Annotated in this window: 10 protein-coding genes; 2 read left to right on the top strand and 8 right to left on the bottom strand. The window is 59.4% G+C overall.

All coding sequences use genetic code 11. The annotated features are described in order from the left end of the window. Window positions 1-44 precede the first annotated feature (44 nt). The 5 genes from ACWIKB_RS28060 to ACWIKB_RS28040 form a co-directional block, all read right to left on the bottom strand. Window positions 45-4133, bottom strand: coding sequence for an Ig-like domain-containing protein (locus tag ACWIKB_RS28060; protein ID WP_475270743.1), 4089 nt, complete (start codon window positions 4131-4133; stop codon window positions 45-47). A 194-nt stretch (window positions 4134-4327) separates the two neighbouring features. Next, window positions 4328-8845 (bottom strand): Ig-like domain-containing protein, encoded by a 4518-nt coding sequence (locus ACWIKB_RS28055; RefSeq protein WP_475270742.1) that lies wholly within the window; start codon window positions 8843-8845, stop codon window positions 4328-4330. Window positions 8846-9139: 294 nt separating this feature from the next. Further along, window positions 9140-9388: a DUF6124 family protein gene (locus ACWIKB_RS28050; protein WP_475270741.1), complete on the bottom strand. Its 249-nt coding sequence runs from the start codon at window positions 9386-9388 to the stop codon at window positions 9140-9142. Window positions 9389-9997: 609 nt separating this feature from the next. Then, window positions 9998-10921, bottom strand: a complete 924-nt coding sequence (locus ACWIKB_RS28045) for a LysR family transcriptional regulator (RefSeq protein ID WP_475270740.1) — start codon at window positions 10919-10921, stop codon at window positions 9998-10000. Window positions 10922-11144: 223 nt separating this feature from the next. Next, window positions 11145-12128: an MBL fold metallo-hydrolase gene (locus ACWIKB_RS28040; RefSeq protein ID WP_475270739.1), complete on the bottom strand. Its 984-nt coding sequence runs from the start codon at window positions 12126-12128 to the stop codon at window positions 11145-11147. Window positions 12129-12406: 278 nt separating this feature from the next. Here ACWIKB_RS28040 and ACWIKB_RS28035 point away from each other — a divergent pair, with 278 nt between their 5' ends. Continuing rightward, complete coding sequence (locus ACWIKB_RS28035) at window positions 12407-12868, top strand: helix-turn-helix domain-containing protein (RefSeq protein ID WP_475270738.1); 462 nt, start codon at window positions 12407-12409, stop codon at window positions 12866-12868. A gap of 116 nt (window positions 12869-12984) precedes the next feature. Here the strand turns inward: ACWIKB_RS28035 and ACWIKB_RS28030 are convergent, their stop codons facing one another. Further along, window positions 12985-13809: an alpha/beta fold hydrolase gene (locus ACWIKB_RS28030; RefSeq protein ID WP_475270737.1), complete on the bottom strand. Its 825-nt coding sequence runs from the start codon at window positions 13807-13809 to the stop codon at window positions 12985-12987. A gap of 28 nt (window positions 13810-13837) precedes the next feature. After that, on the bottom strand, window positions 13838-14413 hold the full coding sequence (locus tag ACWIKB_RS28025; protein ID WP_475270736.1) for a flavodoxin family protein: 576 nt from the start codon (window positions 14411-14413) through the stop codon (window positions 13838-13840). Between the two features lie 320 nt (window positions 14414-14733). Between ACWIKB_RS28025 and ACWIKB_RS28020 the strand changes: the two genes are divergently transcribed. Further along, a complete protein-coding gene (locus ACWIKB_RS28020) occupies window positions 14734-17556 on the top strand; it encodes an ATP-binding protein (RefSeq protein ID WP_475270734.1) in 2823 nt (940 codons plus the stop codon). Here ACWIKB_RS28020 and ACWIKB_RS28015 read toward each other — a convergent pair. After that, complete coding sequence (locus ACWIKB_RS28015; protein ID WP_475270732.1) at window positions 17521-18990, bottom strand: ATP-binding protein; 1470 nt, start codon at window positions 18988-18990, stop codon at window positions 17521-17523. The two genes, ACWIKB_RS28020 and ACWIKB_RS28015, sit on opposite strands and share 36 nt — an antisense overlap. Window positions 18991-19047: the final 57 nt, after the last annotated feature.

Here is a 19047-nt window from a genome sequence, read left to right as displayed (position 1 = left end):
CGCAAAGAGTCTTCTGGGGGGCCCGCGTCGGGCTCACCAATTACTTATCGAACGCCAAAAGTAGGAACAGCAATAGGAGCGCCTATATCATATTCCCGCGTCATGTAATCAAATTTATTAGTAGCTAAATTATGGTAAAGCGAACCGATTACATACTTTGTTTGGGACACGCCTCCTGCCCACCAGGACATACCGTGAACTGAACTGTTGGGATATGTAGAATACAAAACGAGAAGCGCCCTCGTATCACTTTCCGTTGGCAACCTTGTTCCGCTCGCAGCGATAGCTTGATTGGTTCTGGTCCACGCGTTGGTTCCCACAAGCGTTGGCTGCCCGTTATGAACGCTCATCCAAAAGACTGCATTAATTACAGTTACAGTAAAGCTGGATGTTGTATGGACTGCGTCAGTGACAGTGATCGTACAAGAGCCATTTCCGGATGCGACAATTCTTCCACTGCTTGCGTCAACAAGCGCAACATTATTATCACTAGACTTATATGTATAAGGAGTAGCTCCGCCAGTAGCTACTTGAGTAAAGATCGCACTGGCAGGTGGGTTTAGAGGAGGTTTACCCTGAATAACAACATAACCAGAGGTATTCATTGTTTTATTCGGCCCTGCGCTCAATATCCTTATCACTTCTAACTTCCACACCGTCGATTCTGGAAGGCTGCTATAGAGCCCTCTGACCTTGAAGTTGTGTACCAACACACTTAAACCCGATACCGGAAGGGTCCAGACTCCTGTTGTCGCGTGAGCCCTGGCTTTCCCTTTGGAAGTAGCGCCATCAAAAACCTCGACTTCCTGACCTCTACTCGCTATCCCGCTCAGTGTCACACTGGTCTCAACGGTGAAGCCATTCTTGGGAATCTCGACACCACTCGGCGAGCCTTTCACCGAGGTGATCGTCGGAGCAACCACGGCCGTCACAGTCAACGCCCACGTCGCCGAAGTGCTCCCTGTGCCATACAAGGCCGTGGCAGCAAAGCTGTGGTCGGTTACGCTCAAAGCGCTGGCGGCATAGCTCCAGAGGCCGCTGGTCGCGTTGGCCGTCACCTCTCCTTTGACCGTCGCCCCATCCTTGATTTGTACCTTCTGACCTTTGCTCGCGGCGCCGGTCAGGATGACACTGGTTTCGACAGTGATACCACTCTTAGGGATTTCGACATTGCTTGGCGAGCCTTTGACCGAGGTGATGGATGGGACGACCACAGCCACCACCGTCAAGTTGCGTACGTTCGAATAGACGGGGCTGCTGTGATAATTCGATTTCACATACAAGCGGTGTGCGCCTTGTGCGACGGTAATGGTACGTCGCCAGATGCCGGTGATGACATCGGCCGTTGCTGTGCCTTTGGAAACTGCACTTGCACCGGAACCGTCGAAAACTTCAATTTGTTGGCCCTTGCTGGCAGTGCCGGTCAGGGTAACGCTGGTTTCAGTGGTCGTGCCGTTATCGGGAATCTCGACACCACTTGAGGCGCCCGTCACCGAATCAATTACCGGGTTCACCAACTCGATGGCTTTAATCGTATAAGTCCGCACCGGGAAACTCAGCGCCGTGTTCGGATCCGGCGATTTGTCCATCCCGACTTTAAACTCAAGGTTCAACAGGCTGCCATCGGCCAACTCCTTGAGGTAGTCGTAGGGAACGGGCTGCGAGTAATAGCCTTTCTCTAGCCAGTCCTGATGAAGTTGGTTGTATTCCCCATACATCATCACTTTATCGTGCGTATCGCCATTGGGTTTCTGACCTTTGAGGTGAGACCAGATGCGTTGACGCAAGGCGAGCAGCGGCCAACTACCGTGTTTGAGTGTGGCGCCGGCGGTCAGGTTGCTGATATTCAGCTCCGGCCCATCACCGTTGTTCTGTGCTTCCAGTATCCGCGGGGCATCGAGGTCGCTGGCTGGAATCGTCAACACGTTCAACGTCAGCGGCAGTGAAGCTGTTGCCGGTGTACTGCCACGGGTGACGCTGTAGGTCACGGTCACCGTTTTGCTCAGGTTGAACGCCACCACGGAATTTAGCAGGGGTATTTGTTTGGGCCCCATGGTTTCGACAGTGAGCGGTGCCGTGGTGTGAGAACCCTCAGCCCCAGTGCCACTGGCGCCGGTCCAGGTGACGGTGATCTTGTCTCCGTCCCGCATGTCGTAATCCAAAATGGCGGTCAGGGTGTCTTTTGCGGCTACCGGGTTAAGGGTGACGCCATTCGGGGCCTCCTTGACCCTCGGCTTGTCCAGCACCATCGCCGCCCCAACGCTAAACACCAATACCTCCGAATAGCTGGTCCGCGCCGGGGTAGTCCCTTTCGCCGCCCGATAAATCTCATACGACGCCTTTACCGTTCCGCTCTGATTCGGCTTGAGGTGTGTGTTAACAAACCCGACATCGAGGGTGAACGGCACGTCCTTATTGGCGCTTTGCGTGTTGAGGTTAATGGTGTCACTCGTCCTGCCCGTCACCGAGCCGACCCAGGTGTACGTCACTTTGTCGCCAGCCTTGGTGATTTCCCTCGTTGGCGGGGGCGCGGTCAGCTCGCCGATGCCGTTGGGCAGGTCATCCGGGTTGAGCACGCCGTCCTGTTCGCCGAGGACAATCGGCGCGACCAGCTCCAGCCGTGGGTCGCCGATGTTCAGCACCTCCTGGTGCTCCGACTCGCGAATGGTGTGAGTCGCGTTGAACCTGTTCATCGTCGCCAGCACCTTGTCGTCGAGCAGCAACTGGTAATACAGCTCCAGGGTGCCACCCTCGATGGCCTTGAGGTGCCGGCCCTCCACGATAATAAACAGCGGATCCTTGGCCGCGGCCTCGCCGTCGGTGATCGGGCGCGGCGGCAGGTCAGGCAAGTAGGTGGCGAAATCATAGGTGGTGCCGAGCCAGAACAGCTTGATGACCTGACCAGCATGGAAGGACGGGGCGAAGGGAATTTCAATCAGTGCGCCTGGCAGCTCCGGGTCGATGGCGCCCTGATGGGCATCCCGGGCAATCGGTGGTTTGAGCCGCTGGACTTCGCCGATCACCCGTATGAACTGGCCCTTGGACAACAAGTCGGCGGAGCCATCGGCCTTTTTCAAGCGGAAGGACAGCACCATTTGCGTCTTGGCCAATTGCCGGAGTTGCGCGTTGGGCACCTCGATTTCTACAATGCTGGGTACGCTGTCCAATCGTTTGGGCCCGATCTCAATATCGATCGGTGCGCCTTCTAGCGGGGTGCCTTTAAGCCGGACAAAAATTTCGTCGCCTGCCGCGAATTTGGTTCTGTCGACAGCAATGATCTGCGCCGTGCCGTTGGCATTGCCCAATTGGTCGACGTCCAGGACGTTGTTGGCGGCCTCCTTGAGCAGCGGCGCGTCGAGACGGTCGGCGTCAACGGCGACGATGATGAGCTGTTGTGGGCTCCAGTCTTCAGAGCGGTTGTCGACACAGTCATACACCTCGAACGCCACTGCCAGGCCAGGAGCGTCGGCATCCCCGGCTTCGCGAATGTTGGCTTCAGTGATCTGGACAACCATCGGGTCCAGCCCATCGACTTGCCGTTGGGTCAGCGGATCGCTGAGCACAAACACACCGCCCCAGGTCACCTGAATCACATCGCCGGCAGCCATGTTGGGAAAGTGTTCAATCGTGATCGGTACGCCGTCCTGCACGTTGTCCCTGTCGATGCCACCGTCGACGATTTCCGCCGGAATGCGCATGACCAGTTTGGAATGCCCCGGCTCGCCGTTGTCATCATGACCGCCGGGCCGAGTGAGTTTGCAGAACACCTTCATCACTTCGGAAGGCTCCGGGGTCTGACCCACGCGTCTGACGGTGTAGAACGCGTCCTGGGGGCCTTCGCTGATGTCGCTGGCCTTGATGAACAAGGTCAGCGTCTCGCCGACCTGAGCCTGGTTAACGGTTTCCTGCAGCACTTCATTGCCCGCACCCAGAAAAATCCGCAAGTCATCGCCCTGGTCCATGACACCCCATGGCCCGGCACGGCATTGCAGGCCCTGACGTGGGAAGTTGTCCTGCACGGCGGCGATGTTCAGGCCCCAGACATTGGTGGTCCCGAGGATCGGGCCGGTACGCCCGGGGATGTCCAGTTCGGCCAGGAGCAGTGGGGTGTTGTCCGAAGGGGTGGAAGGCATGGCGAAAACTCCTGTCGGGAGGAAGGACGTTGACAGGGGGTATTACGCGGAGGAAGGGGGTGGGTTGGCTACTGTCAAATCTGACAGTAGCGACGAGTGGTAGAGGTTCTCGTACATCTCCATTCCACGCAAACCTGTGGCTATAGGTAGCAGCCTCTAGCCATAGATTGTCATCTTCGAAGTTTCAAAAACCATCAATAGGCTTTGATACCAAAGGCTAACGCCGTCCCCGCATTCAAACGACTGATTGCCTGACCGTCACCGGGAATATGCACTATCCAGTGTGCGCTTCCACTCGCAGCCTCCGATGTCCAGTAAAAATCCTGCCCCATCGGCCAGCGACTCCCAAACTGTGCAAGTACAACACGCATCTCAGCGATGGTCGGTAATCTGGCTCCTATGCCACCAACGGCATTATTGGCAGCCCCCCACTGCTGACGACCTACGCCAACGCACTGCATGACACCTGTAACCGTCACGGTATAGGTTTTGAATTGCTGGGAATTGTCTTGCACTCTGATCGTCGCTTGACCGTTCCTTCGCACCGTCACCAGCCCGGTGTTGTCCACCACCGCGACGGCTATGTTGCTGGAGCTATATTGATAGGGTTGGACGCCCCCACTGGCGCTATGACGAATTGACGTACCTGCGCCAAATACAGGCAAGATCCCGGGATTTCCAGGAATCACATAGGCCCTGCCGCTCAGCGTCACGGGATTTTGGTTGAAGTTGAGCGGCGGTGTCGGCGATTGCACCGTAAAACTGCGCGTGTTGGATATTTGCCCCGTAGTGACCGCTTTGACATTAATGGTGTGTGGACTGATCGGCACCAACAGAGTGGTGGACCAGGTGCCACTGCTATTGGCCGAGGCCGTGTGTTTTGGCGAATTGTTGTCGTAAATCTGTACCGAATGCAGAGGCGTAACCACACCTGTCAGGCTGACAGAGGTATCGATGGTCGTGCCTTGATCAGCCACTTCTCCACGAGAATCCCGGACCGAGTCCAGCCTTGGAACGACATGCGTCCCAACGGTAAAGGACCGCGCGCCGCTCGTTCCGGGGTTCACGTCATAGCGAGCCCTGGCGGTGATGCTGTAAAACCTGGGGTCAAGGCTGCTCAGCGTGTACGCCCAGACACCACTGTCATTGACGTTGGCTGGGCCTTTTACCGTGCTGTTATCGAGAATTTCGACGACTTCACGTGGCGTGGCTCTACCAGTCGCCGTGACGGTGGTGTAGTAGGTCGTAGCGCCCTGCGCCATCTGGCCGGCCGCGTCGGCCATTGACGTAATGGTGGGGGAAATCTGCGCAGCCACGGTAAAGGTGCGCACTGGGGTGGACACAGGCCTGTCACCGTACTGCGCGACTGCCGTGAGTCGATAGTCTTTCAACTGCATGCCGGAGAATACGTAAGTCCAATCGCCGCTGGCTTTGACATCGATGATGTCAACAGAACCGGGGCCATCCAGGAGCTCGATTTTTTCATTGGGGCTGGCTTTGCCACTCAGCGTCACGGATTTGTAATAAGTCGTGCCGCCATTGCTGATCGCCCCTCGCACATCTGTCACCGACGAAATCGTCGGCGTCACGGCTTGTGCGACACGGAAAGTCCTTTGCGGGCTGGACACCGGGTCCACGTCGTACAGCGCCTTGACTGTGAGGGTGTAGGTTTTTATCTCCAGATTGGTCAGACGCAGTTTCCATACGCCAAAGCCGTCGACATCGAGCACACGCAATGACTCGCTACCGTTGAACACTTCCACCCGCTCGTCCGGGCTCGCGCTACCTACCAGCTCCACCGCGTTGTCATAGGTAATGGCGTCGGGGAGAACCTCACCTTTGGAGTCGGTGATGTTGGAGATCATCGGCGTAACCGCGAAGTCGACCGTAAAAGTTCGGGTTTCACTCGACACCGGGTCCACGTCATACAGAGCATTGGCGGTGATGTAGTAGGTTTTTTCCATCAGGTTGCTGAGTCTGCGCTGCCACACGCCCGAGTCATTGACGTTTGCCCTGCCAATCGATTGGGTGGTTCCATCGAACAGCTCAACAACCTCGCCTCGGGTTGCGCTGCCTTCAAAGGTCACTTCGGCATCGAAGGTTTTACCCTCGTGAGGGATTTCACCACGGGCATCGGTGACTTTGTAAATCAACGGCGTTACATAGTCGTATCGCGTGCGAATGGTCAGCTGCAGCACAGGGAATTCGATCGCGTCGTCTTCCACAAGACTGGGGTCGAACGCCACTTTGGCCATCAGGGTAGCGGGCGAGTTGTGGGCCAGTTTCAACAGTTCGCTCCGTAGCAGGGTCTCGCGAAGACCGCTACTCACCTGCCCCGCTGAAATCTCGGCGCCCGTCAGTAAATCGATGGTGTAATCGGCGCCAACCGGCGTCGTCCCCAAGAGGCGGAACCATACCTTCTGTCGCGCCGCGATATAGGGCCAGGTCCCCAGCGTGGCGGTGGCATTGGCGGGGATTTCCATCAAGTCGAGCACCCCGGCCACCGCCTCCGGCACCTGAGGGCGTGGTAGTTGCGTTTCCGGATCCTGGAACGTCAAGACGTTGAGGATCAAAGGTTCTGAAGGTGTCCGGGTGCCGTAACGCATGACGTCATAGGTCACTTGCACGGTCCGGCCAATGTTGGGACCGACGACGGTTTCGGGTAGATGAAACTGCACATTTTTACTTGGGTCTGCCGGTAGCTCAAGCCCCTCGGAGGTACCCGCTCCCGGGGTTCCTTGCCAATGCAGGCCGACGACATCGAGGTCCGGCTTCATGCTTTCGTAACCTGCTTTTACGTCCACACCGCCAAGCCCTTGCATCGGGTTCAGGTTGCCGTCCGGCGCCTGCAGCACTTCCGGTGGTGGCAGGTCACCGACCAATTCACCGATGAGCAGGTTCAACGTCGCCGAATAGCTGAAGAGCTTGGTCGCAACACGCCAAAGGGTATAACGCACCTTGACGTACTTGCCGATGTTGGCCTGGACAAACTCGGCGCTGACTCGAAAAGTGATGGGCTGCCCTGCGGTAATACTGGTGATCGGCAACGAGTCCCTGGTGCTACTGGCGTCGTAGGCTCCGGTCCAGTAGTAGGTCAGGATGTCGCCCTGTCTTGACGTTTCGTTCCTGATCCAAACTGTAACGGAATCCCCCACTTTCGATGGGTCGAGTATGTCCGGCGGATCGGCTTCCACAACCGTCGGCATCGGCAATGATGCCCTCACCTGCTCGACCTTCACCAACAGATGTTCGGAGTCTTTCACACCTGCCACCGCCCAGGCGTCGTTGGCCACCTGATACCAGAGATCGAGGCTGCCGTTTTCGAGCATGCGGATGTGTTCGCTCTCTACGTAAAAGGTAATTCGCTTGTACGCCGCATCCCCTGCGCTGACCAGGTATTCCTGCTCATGAACATAAGGGTCGCCATTGTTACGGGTGCCCATCCAGTGGATGCACACGAGATCTCCGGAGGCCATGCTGTCGTAGGCGACGTCCACTGTGGCGACGTTTTCGGTGGGCTCTAGCGTATCGCCCAGCACCTCACGAATGGTCGGTTCGGGTAACAACGACGGATCGCCGAACACCAGGGTGGCCGCGCGCTTGGAAGATATAGGGGCGCCACCGATTTTTTTGGTCAGCACATAAAATACGTAAGCCGATCCCCCGCCAATCGCGCGGACGTCAACGTAAGGCACATACAACGACAGGAGGCTGGGAACGCTGGTCACGGTGACCGTTTCGGTATGAATCAACGGCTCGCCGACCTCCGGCGTACCGACCCAGGTCATCGTAATGCTGTCGTCGAGATCGACCTCAGCACGTTTGAGATTTATATAAATGAGGGCGCCATCTTTGCTCAGTACCTCAAGATCGATTATCCCGCCGACCGAGTCCTGGATGATGGGCGCGTCCATGAGTCCAGCGCCAGCGCCAACCTTCACCGTGGCGGGCTGCGAATGTCGTTCGCCACGGTTTCCGCACTCATCAACCAATTCGTACCTCACCACCAGCGCCGGCCCGTCACCGGCTGCCAGAATGTAGTCCCGGGTGGCCGCGATCACGATGGGTGCCGTACCGTCAGCCTGTTCCTGGGTGACCACATGAGTGGGAAGCTGGACATTGCCCCATCTGATTCGAATTTTGTCGCGCACGCTGATATTTGGGTAAGTGTCGACAGTCATTGGAACGCTACGCTGCGCCCAGCCTGAATCGACGCCGTCGCTGATCACCTCATCGGGTAATTTCACCGGATACAGCTCAGAGTGGCCGATGGGCAAGTGCGGAGCCCTATCCCGCCCTCCCGGCCGATCGAGTTTGACCAGCAAGCGTAAAGGAGATGAAGAGTCGTCAGGCGTGGACTGCCCCAGACGGGTCAAATCGTAATAGACGGGTTCGACCCAACCCGGCTGAATCGACTCCTTGGGCAGGTAAAAATACAGCCGCTCGTTGACTTCTTCGGGCAGCACCGTTTTTGTTAGCACCTTATCGAGACCCCAGTAAACCTCGATTTTGTCGCCGGCGCTCATCGGTGCCCGATAAGCACTGATGGCGCATAGCACGCCATCGGGATAATCGTTGAGCAGGGCAATATTGACCCCTCCGTCACCACCGTCAACCGGCTCGACCAGGCCCGGAATGATGATCGGCCGAAGGGCCGTTGGTGCCAGGCCAGGTTCAAGCGGTGGAAACAGGAACAGGCTGTAAGCAGTCATGACGCAGCTCCTTGGCAACGACACCAATACAGATTTACGCGAGAACACGTGCTGTGATTGGGCTCCAACTGCGAGGGGCTGGCTACTGTCATAACTTACAGGTGCATAGGGTTATCGATGGACGGTAGGTATAGCCAGTGAGCGTCCTGCTAACGCAACCCCGTGGCAAGGGGGCTTCCGTCGCACCACAAATCCCCTGATTGATATCGTTCCCACACTCTGCGTCCCGTCAAGCGCCGAACGCAGAGCGTCCGTTGAGGTATTCCCACGCGGGAGCGTGGGAACGATCAGCCGTTAACCTTGCGAGTCGAGATTATCCAGCGCCCGATTCACCGCCAGCTCACCCAGCATGATGATCTGCGCGATCCCCAGCAGCGTGTTGCGATGCGAACCTTCAAGGAATCCCGCCAAATCACTGGCCATGACATTGGCCGAGGCCAGTGATTCGCAAGCATGAGCCAATAGGTTTTCAGTGTTGATGTCGGGGCCCACCAAGAAGAATGGACTGGGTTTGCGCGGGGGATTGGGTGTGGCTTTGAACATGGTGAAGCTCCTTGATCATGGGAGCCGCCGCACATCGCTGCTAAACGATTGGGTGGCGACTGTACGCGGGTTAGCAGACCAGGGATCAAGGAACCCGGCGCACCGAAGTGCCCCACGCACAGCCGCCATTAAAAAAGACCAGGCAATGCTGATCAAACGGCGTACTTACGTGCCTTGAAATTTACCGGGCTGCTAAACCCGATCGCTGATTGGTCAGCGACCCGGAAACGATAAAACCCGGACCCAAGGCGCACAAGCCGGCGGATTCTGGCGTAAGGGTAGGCAAAGGAGCAAGGTTGTGTAGCTTTCTTCAAGTAACACGCACCAAGATTAAACACGCCCGTTTAAACACCGCAAAACCCTGTAGGAGCAAAGCTTGCTCGCGAAGACGGAGTGTCAGCCAACATCGATAGTGACTGATCCACTGCATTCGCGAGCAGGCTCGCTCCCACAAGGGGTTACGGGGTTGGGATGTTTTGATCGTTCCCACGCTCTGCGTGGGAATGCATCCCGGGACGCTCCGCGTCCCAACCAAAGCCGAACGCGGAGCGTCCGTTGAGGCATTCCCACGCGGGAGCGTGGGAACGATAAGTCGGTGTTGGACTGGGGTTACGGGGTCGGGATGTTGAGGGGTTCGGACATGAATTGGCTGATCCGGGCACGCAGCCATTTCTCCGCCGGGTCGTTGTCATGCACCCCGCTCCAGGCCATCGACAGTTGTGCGGCTTCGATAGGAAACGGTGGGTCTTCGGCGCGCAGGGCGCAGCCTTCGACCAGGGCGCAAGCAGCGTAATCGGGCACGGTGGCGATCATCTCGGTGCCAGCCAGCAAGGCGCGCAAGCCGCTGAATTGCGGCACGCCCAATACCACTCGCCGACTGCGACCGATCTTGGCCAGGTCCAGGTCGATATTGCCGCTCAAGTCCCCGGAAAACGACACCATCGCATGGGGCCGTTCGCAGTACTCGTCCAGGGTCAGCGGGCCGGAACGTTTGTCCCCGCGCAAGACTTTGCAGGGAATATCCCGCAGTTTTTTGCGTTTGGCATTGGCCGGCAAATCGGTGGTGTAGCTGACGCCCACCGAGATTTCCCCGGACGCCAGCAACGCCGGCATCAGCAGGTAGTTGGCCCGACGCACGACGACGATGATCCCCGGTGCTTCTTCCCGCAACTGAGTCAGCAACGGCGGAAACAACCCGAACTCGGCATCATCCGAGAGGCCGATGCGAAACACGTCACAACTGCTGGCCGGTTCGAACTCCTTTGCGCGGCTGACCGCCCCGGAGATCACGTCCATCGCCGGTTGCAGTTCCTTGAGAATCGCCAGCGCCCGCGCCGTCGGCTCCATGCCGCGACCGTTGCGCAACAGCAACGGATCGTCGAACAGATCACGCAACCGCCCCAGCGCCGCGCTCACCGCCGGTTGACCCATGAAGAGTTTTTCAGCGACCCGGGTCAGGTTCTTTTCGAACATCAGAGATTCGAAAATCACCAGCAGGTTCATGTCGACGCGACGCAGATCGTTACGGTTCATCAGCTGGGTTCCTTTGTGTTTACACCGTGGCTGAGTGGTCAGCGCCAAACCTTATGGCGAGGGAGCTTGCTCCCGCCTGAGTGCGCAGCACTCACAAAATCGGCATCGCAGCGAAGATTTTTGGGCCCCTTCGCAGCCCAGCGGGGGCAAGCCCCCTCGCCACAAGCAAGCCCCCTCGCCACAGGTTTGTGTTCAATCTGCCATTGAGCTCTGTGCCGAGACTTTACTCGATCAACGGCACTTTCGCCGCTCGTTTGTACGGGCCGTATTCCACGGGCACCCATTGGAAATGCTTGCCCTCGGCGGCGATGTGGCCGATGCCGGGGAACGGCAAGTGCGCGGCCGTGACCCAGGTTTTGCTGGTGGCGGCAGCGGTGAAGACCTGGTTACGGCTCTTGATCGCTTGCTGACTGTTGACGTCAAAACCGATCGACACCTCGGGGTGGAGGAATTGCACCGCGAGGTTATGCACCAGATCGCCCATGAACAAAATGCTCTGCCCTTCGGAGGTGAAGCGGTACGTGGTGCTGCCCGGCGTGTGCCCGGCTTCCAGCGTGGCCTCGACGCCCGGCACCGGCGACTGGCCGGCGTCGAAGGTTTTGAAGCGACCCGCCGCGACATAAGGCGCCGTGGAATCCTGGGCGATTTTGAAGTACGGCTTGGCACCCTCGGGCGCTTTGGCGATGGCTTGCGGGTCAAGCCAATAAGCGGCTTCGGCCTTGGCGGCGTAGACCGTGGCGTTGGCGAACACCGGTTTTTGTTGGGCATCGACCAGACCGCACACATGGTCCAGGTGCAGGTGAGTCAGCAGGATGGTGTCGACCTGCTCCGGCTGATAACCGGCAGCTTTCATGTTGTCCGAGAGCATGCCGGCGGTGGCGCCGATGCACTGCCCTGCCCCGGTGTCCACCAGAATCAGTTGCTTGCCGGTGTTGATCAGAAAGGCATTGAACGCGGTTTGCACGCCCGGCGTTTCAATCGAACGACGGGCCAGCAATGCGCGGATCTGGCTCTGGGTCAGGCCCTTGAGCAGTTTCGGCGACAGGTCGTTGTAGCCGTCAAACAATGCCGTGACTTCGTAATCGCCCACGGCCAATCGGTAGTAACCGGGCACTTGGGTGCCGACCTGCGCCGGCGCCGCCGCGAGGGAAATACCGGAGGCCAGCGCAACCGCGAGGCCCAGTGTGCCAGCCAGAGAATGCTTCATGCCTTCACCTTTGATGTTCTGAGGAAAGCGGTCCAACAAGGCCCGCCATACTTGCCACATCTTGCACCGGACCGGCCCCCGCACACTTGCAGCGATGTGCTGAGTTAGCGCGGTTTCTTCGCCTCGGACCGAGCGCGGAATTAACAACGTTTAACTCGCCTGCATGCCCCCCGAGCCCAAGAATGAAGACCTCTGCGCAGACCTGTTTTCTTCAAAAGGGAAGGTGCTGACCCACCGTGCAGTGCGCCCGCGCATTCCCACCGACACGGACATTTGTCATGGCCCACATTCAGCATTACGCCGTCAGGGCGTCCGCCACGCCAGCGCAAAAAATCACCACCGGCGGCCTCGCCCCCTGGCGCGAAAGTCTGGTCAAGCAACTCATCCTCGAAGGCCTGAGCGACACCCTGGAAGTGACCGAACTGGCCCGGGCTTGTGCCCTGTCGCGCAGTCATTTTTCCCGGGCGTTCAAGTGCAGTACCGGGTTGTCGCCCCAGGACTGGATTCGTTGCCAGCGCATCGCCAAAGCCAAGCAGTTGATCCGAGATACTGACCTGACCTTGACGCAGATTAGTCTGGAATGCGGGTTTTGCGATCAGGCGCATTTCTGCCACATCTTCACCCGCAGCGAAGGGATCACGCCGTTTGCGTGGCGGTGCAAGGTTGTGCGCGCGGTGCCATTCAGCAGCAAAAGATCGCAGCCTTCGGCAACTCCTGCGGGGTTATGTGCGCATCCATAAATCCCTGTGGGAGCGAGCCTGCTCGCGATGGCGGAGTATCAGTCAACATCAATGCTGACTGATCAACCGCTATCGCGAGCAAGCTCGCTCCCACAGTTGTTGTTTTGTGATCCTGATTAGGCCTTGAGGAATGCCAACAGATCCTCGTTGAGCTGATCCTTATGGGTATCCGTCAGGCCATGGGGCGCGCCCGGATAGACCTTCAGCGTCGAACCCTTCACCAACCGGGCCGAAGCAATCCCCGCCGCTTCAATCGGCACCACCTGATCCGCATCGCCATGCACCACCAGCGTCGGCACGTCGAACTTCTTCAGGTCTTCGGTGAAGTCGGTTTCCGAGAACGCCTTGATGCAGTCATAAGCGTTCTTGTGGCCGGAGCTCATGCCTTGCAGCCAGAACCAGTCGATCATGCCTTGCGACGGCTTGGCGTCCGGTTTGTTGAAGCCAAAGAACGGGCCGGCGGCTAGGTCTTTATAGAGCTGCGAACGATCCACCAGCGAAGCCTGGCGAATGCCGTCAAACACTTCGATTGGCAGGCCACCGGGATTGGCTTCGGTCTTGAGCATCAGCGGCGGCACCGAGGAAATCAGCCCGGCTTTCGCAACGCGACCGGTGCCGTGGCGACCGATGTAACGTGCCACTTCGCCACCACCGGTGGAGAAGCCGAACAGCACGGCGTCTTTCAGGTCCAGCAACTCGATCAATTGCGCCAGGTCGTCGGCGTAGGTGTCCATGTCGTTGCCCGACCATGGTTGGCTGGAGCGGCCATGACCACGACGGTCGTGGGCGATGACCCGGTAGCCTTTGGAGGCGAGGAAGATCATCTGCGATTCCCAGCTGTCGGCGTTCAACGGCCAGCCGTGGCTGAAGACGATGGGTTGGCCGGTGGCCCAGTCCTTGTAGTAAATCTCGGTTCCGTCGCGGGTGGTGAATGTGCTCATGTGGCGCTCCTTTTTTTGAGGGGATGTATCAAATCGGTGGGTGGTGCATACGTTCGGCCAGGCGCGCGACCCGCTCGCCCAGATGCGCGGCGGTGCAGCGGTCCTCGGGCGGTGGTGCGTCGTCGGGGGATTGCTCGACATTCGACTGGGCCATGGCGCCGAGGGAGCTGCCGAGGCGATTGAGTTGGCCGTCGAACAGGCCAGTGCTGCTACGGGCCGGCAACAGGTCGAGGCCGACCCAGATCATCGAATGCTGGGCAGCAAACACGGCCATTTGCAGCAAGGTGTTGAGTTTGTCGCCGCACAGACAGCCAGAATTGGTGAACCCGGCGGCGAGCTTGTCGCGCCAGGGCTGGGCGAGGTAGAACGCTGCCGTGGCTTCCATAAAATCCTTGAAGGATGCCGAGGCGCTGCCCATGTAGGTCGGGGCGCCAAAGATGATTGCGTCGGCCTGGTGCAGGTGTTCCCACTGGGTGTCGACGTCCTCTACCGAAATCAGCCGACAGGTGCTGCCCACGTGCCGTTCCACGCCCATCGCCACGGCTTCGGCCATGACCCGGGTGTGCCCGTAGCCACTGTGATAGACCACCACCACATCGCTCATTCCGGCATCCTCCAGAAGTGTCCATTCCTTTTACAGCGCGAAGACAACGATCTTCGTTGGACTTGAAGCTCTAGAGTTTTGGGCGTAGACCAGACTTTCGACGAGTTAAACGTTGTTAATTTTCAAAATCGCGCACAACGCACCGCTGCCCTTTTTGTCACACTTGCGCTCAATAAATAGGGAGCCGCGACCGACACCTGGAACGCAACAGTCGCAGTGAACACCTGATAGTCAGTCGAGCCCTCGTTGCGCTGGCCAACAATCCTGACGAATATGCTCGCAAAACCGTGATCTAGACGGATGCAAGCAGGAGTGACCCGTTGACCCTTTCCCCCGAACAGGCCGTGCTTTTCGGCCCTTACCGGACCTACCCCGGACAACGTCTGATCCTGGAGGGCGACCAGCCTTTGCGCCTGGGCAGGCGCGCCATGGACATTCTGTTGATCCTGCTGGAGCACGCCGGGAACGTGGTCAGCAAACAGCAATTGATCGCGCAGGTGTGGCCAAAAAGCGTCGTCGAAGACATCAATCTGCGGGTGCACATGGCGGCGCTACGCAAGGCGCTGGGCGACGGTCAGGCCGGTCAGCGCTACATCGTCACCGTGGCGCAGCGCGGTTACAGTTTTGTCGCACCGTTCTCCCTGGAAGCCGTCGGCCAGCACCCTGACAACACGGGTCACGAACCCCGTCGGCATAACCTGCCGGTGCGACGTACTCGCATGATCGGGCGCCAGCATTTGGTCGACAGCGTGGTGACGCACCTGACCCGCCAGCGCTTCATCACCCTGGTCGGACCCGGCGGCATCGGCAAGACAACCGTGGCCCTGCGGGTGGCCGAGCAATTGATTGGTCACTACCGCGACGGCATTCGCCTGTTGGATTTGGCACCGATCAACGACCCGGCGATGATCACCGCGCATCTGGCGACGCTGCTGGACCTGTCCCTGCACGACGGCGAGCCGATGAACGGCCTGGCGAGCTTCCTGCGCGAGCGGCAGATGCTGTTGGTGATCGACAATTGCGAGCACTTGATCGATGCCATTGCGCTGCTGTGCGAAAGCATCCTGCGCGGTGCGTCGCAGGTTCACATTTTGGCCACCAGCCGCGAGAGCCTGCGGGCCGAAGGCGAGTTTGTGCAGCGCCTGGAATCCCTGGACTGTCCACCGCCCATCGCCGTGCTCGACCGCGCCCAGGCCCTGAGTTTTTCCGCGCTGCAATTGTTCGTCGAACGGGCGATGGCCAGCCACGACAGTTTCGAAATGAGCGATGCAGAACTGCCGCTGGCGATTGAAATCTGTCGGCGCCTGGACGGCATTCCGCTGGCCATCGAATTAGCGGCAGCGCAAGTCGCCGACCTCGGCCTCAGTGGCTTGCACACACAACTGCAAGGCAATTTCCGGCTGCTGACCCAAGGCAGCCAAACACCTCTGGGCCGCCATCAAACCTTGCGCGCGACACTGGACTGGAGCTTCGAACTGCTCAGTGCCTGCGAACAAACCTGCCTGCGCCGATTGGGGATATTCCGCGGCAGTTTCACACTGGAATCGGCAGCAGCGGTGATCGTCGGTGAACACATCGAGCCCAGTAGGGTGTTTGGTTCAATCACCCAACTGGTGGCCAAATCTTTGCTGAACGTGGAAGTCGGCGACGAAGAGGTGTTTTATCGGCTGCTGGACACCACCCGCAGCTATGCCCTGGAAAAACTGCACTTGGCCGCTGAACTGTCGGATACCCGGCAACGGCATGCCGAGCGCTGCCTGGCCTTGATGCACCAGGCGCAGAACGATTGGGAACAAACCCCCACGCACCTGTGGATCGAGCGTTACACCCGGGGCCTGGAAGACATTCGCGCCGCCCTCGAATGGGGCTTGAACGCCGCCGGGCCGCAAGCGCTGGCGATCCGCTTGACCGCCACCTCGATGCCGCTGTGGCAGGAACTGTCACTGCTCAAGGAGCACGGCGTGTATGTGCGCCGGGCCTTGGCTTTACTGGACGCTACCCCCGAGCCCTGCCCTCGTCTGACCATGTCCCTCAAGCTCGCCCTGGGCAGCTCGTGCTACCACGCCCAGGGCGGCACCGCCGAAACCGTCGACGCCTTTGTCAGCGCCCGGACCCTGGCCGAACGTTGTAACGATATCGCCGGTCAGTTGCGGGCGGTGTCCGGGCACATGGCGGTCAATCTTTGTAGCGGCAACTATCAAATGGCCCTGGAGCAAACCCGTCAGTTCGACCGATTGGGGCTGGACGGCGATGCGCTGCTGTCGCTGAGTGCTCACCGCCTGCGGGTTCTGGCCCTGCACTTTTCCGGGGATCAGCAACAGGCGCGGGAGAACGCCGAGCAGGTCCTCCAGCGCATGGCCCAAAGCGGCCACCTCAACCGCTTCACCCATGGCTTTGGCGTGCAGTACGACCAGAGCGTCGCGGCGTTGACCATTCTGGCGCGGATTCTCTGGCTGCAAGGTTTGCCGGAACAAGCCTGGCGCACCGCTCGCCAGGCGCTGGACATCGCGGTCCAGATCAATCACGGCACGTCCATCTGCTACACCCTGGCGTTGTCCGGTTGCCTGATCGCCCAGTACAACGGCGACACTGCTACCGCCCGCGAACTGGTAAGGCTGTTGCTGGAGCAAGCGCAGAAGCATTCGGTGCTGTTGTTTTACAACTGGGCCCGGCAGTACGCGCAGGTGATCGATGGCGTCGAGGGGCCTTCGCAGCCGGGGGTTGGGTTGGTGAAAGAGATCATGGTGACGCTGGATGGCGGCTTTGTGGATGAGGGGCTGTTGGATCGCGCTGAAAGTGGTGCGGCGGGTTGGAGCGCGGCGGAGATTTTTCGGGTTCGGGGGGAGGCTTTGTTGGCTGATACGGGGTGTCTGGAAGAACGTCTTCGCGAGCAGGCTCGCTCCCACAGGGGGGAAGCGGTGTTGTTGAGGGCGTTGGAGGTGGCGCGGGAGCAAGGGGCGTTGGCTTGGGAGTTGCGCAGTGCGACTTCGTTGGCGCAGCTTTGGCAAGGTCAGGGACACGTCCGGCGAGCCTATGAATTACTGGCGCCGATTTATGCTCGATTCACTGAAGGCTTCGCCACGCCGGACCTGACCAAAGTCCGGCGCTTACTCGATGAGCTCAGCGGGCAATTGCACGCCTGAGATCCAGCGGGCCCGGCTGGTGTACTGCGCATGATTCAATTCGAGCGCGCGCAGGTGGCCGCTGTTTTCGAGTTTCTCCAGGGCATAGGTGCGCGTGGTGTTGAGGAAGCGATAACGGGGCGTGCCGTTGACCTGCTCGACCGACAGCAGCGATTTGCTCACCAGTCGTTCAATCATGGCCAACAGGTGCATGGGTGGCAGCGCGGCGCAACTGATCACGCCAATCGCGGCATCCAGGGTGAAGGCCATTTTGAACACCGCCAGATGCTGCAACACCCTTTGCTCCAGCGGGCTCAGGCGTTCGTAGCTCCAATCCAGCGCGGCTTTGAGGGTCTGGTGGCGCGGCACGGCAGTGCGCCGCCCCTGGGTCAGCAATTGAAAGCAGTTGCCCAGTTGCGCTTGCAGTCCCACCAGCGCCAGTGCATCGATCTGCGCGGCGGCCAGTTCGATGGCTAGGGGTAGACCGTCGAGCCGTCGGCAGATGTCGCGCACGGCTTTGAGGTCTTGTTCGCGCAGGGTGAAACCTTGCTGGCGAGTGCGGGCGCGGCTGACAAACAGCTGCACCGCCGAATAACCCATGGCCTCTGCCACACTGCACAACGCCGAGGCCGGCGGCACCGCCAGGGGCGGCAGGCGCAACACGGTTTCGTCCAGCGCCAGCAGCGGTTCGCGGCTGGTGGCCAGGATCGACAGGCGTGGCGCGGTGGCCAGCCAGTCGTCTACCAGTGTGCGACAACGTTCGAGCACATGCTCGCAGTTGTCGAGCACCAGCAAGGCATGCCGTGAGGTCAGGCTAGTGTCGAATTGCAGAGTGTTTGTCAGGTGATCCACCACCTGCGACGGATCGTCGATGCTCGCCAGATCAATGAACCAGACGCCGTCGCGATAGTGCTGCAACAGCAATTCGGCCACACGCAGCGCCACGGTGGTCTTGCCGATGCCGGCCGGGCCGACCACGGTCATGAACCGTCGAACCGGCAACTGGCGCACCACGCTGCCAACGATCGAGTCGCGACCGGTGACCGGCGTCAGCCGCGCAGGCAGGTTGTGCTGGGGCGCGTGCTCACTGTCGATGAACACCGGCGTCGCCTCCAGCGTGCGCTGCACCGGGGCGATAAAGCTGTAGCCGCGCTGGGGAAGGTTGACGATGTAGCGCTCGCCGTTCTGGCCATCGCCAAGTGCCCGGCGCAGGGCCGCAATGTGCACCCGCAGGTTGATCTCTTCGACCACCGACGTCGGCCAGACCCGGGCGATCAATTCGTCCTTGCTGACCACGTGGCCGGCGCGCTCGACCAGCACCTGCAAAATGTCCAGCGCCCGCCCGCCCATGCGCAACGGCCGATCCCCTTCAAGGATCAGCCGTTGGCTGGGATGGAACGCGTAGGGGCCGAACCGCAGCACCGCATCGCTGGTTAAATCTCTGAGGCTGTTCATGCACGTTCACGTGCTGAAGACCTGGCCGGGCAAGGTACTGAAAAATCCGTCGCGCAC

The sequence above is a fragment of the Pseudomonas sp. 5Vm1k genome (genome assembly GCF_056161485.1).
Note: the sequence above shows the minus strand (reverse complement) of the source record. Positions and strands in the feature narration are given on the sequence as shown.

Coding starts and splice junctions, on each gene's coding strand:
- ACWIKB_RS28035 (WP_475270738.1), top strand. CDS start 12,407: ATGGCCCACATTCAGCATTACGCCGTCAGGGCGTCCGCCACGCCAGCG.
- ACWIKB_RS28060 (WP_475270743.1), bottom strand. CDS start 4,133: ATGCCTTCCACCCCTTCGGACAACACCCCACTGCTCCTGGCCGAACTG.
- ACWIKB_RS28015 (WP_475270732.1), bottom strand. CDS start 18,990: ATGAACAGCCTCAGAGATTTAACCAGCGATGCGGTGCTGCGGTTCGGC.
- ACWIKB_RS28045 (WP_475270740.1), bottom strand. CDS start 10,921: ATGAACCGTAACGATCTGCGTCGCGTCGACATGAACCTGCTGGTGATT.
- ACWIKB_RS28025 (WP_475270736.1), bottom strand. CDS start 14,413: ATGAGCGATGTGGTGGTGGTCTATCACAGTGGCTACGGGCACACCCGG.
- ACWIKB_RS28030 (WP_475270737.1), bottom strand. CDS start 13,809: ATGAGCACATTCACCACCCGCGACGGAACCGAGATTTACTACAAGGAC.
- ACWIKB_RS28050 (WP_475270741.1), bottom strand. CDS start 9,388: ATGTTCAAAGCCACACCCAATCCCCCGCGCAAACCCAGTCCATTCTTC.
- ACWIKB_RS28040 (WP_475270739.1), bottom strand. CDS start 12,128: ATGAAGCATTCTCTGGCTGGCACACTGGGCCTCGCGGTTGCGCTGGCC.
- ACWIKB_RS28055 (WP_475270742.1), bottom strand. CDS start 8,845: ATGACTGCTTACAGCCTGTTCCTGTTTCCACCGCTTGAACCTGGCCTG.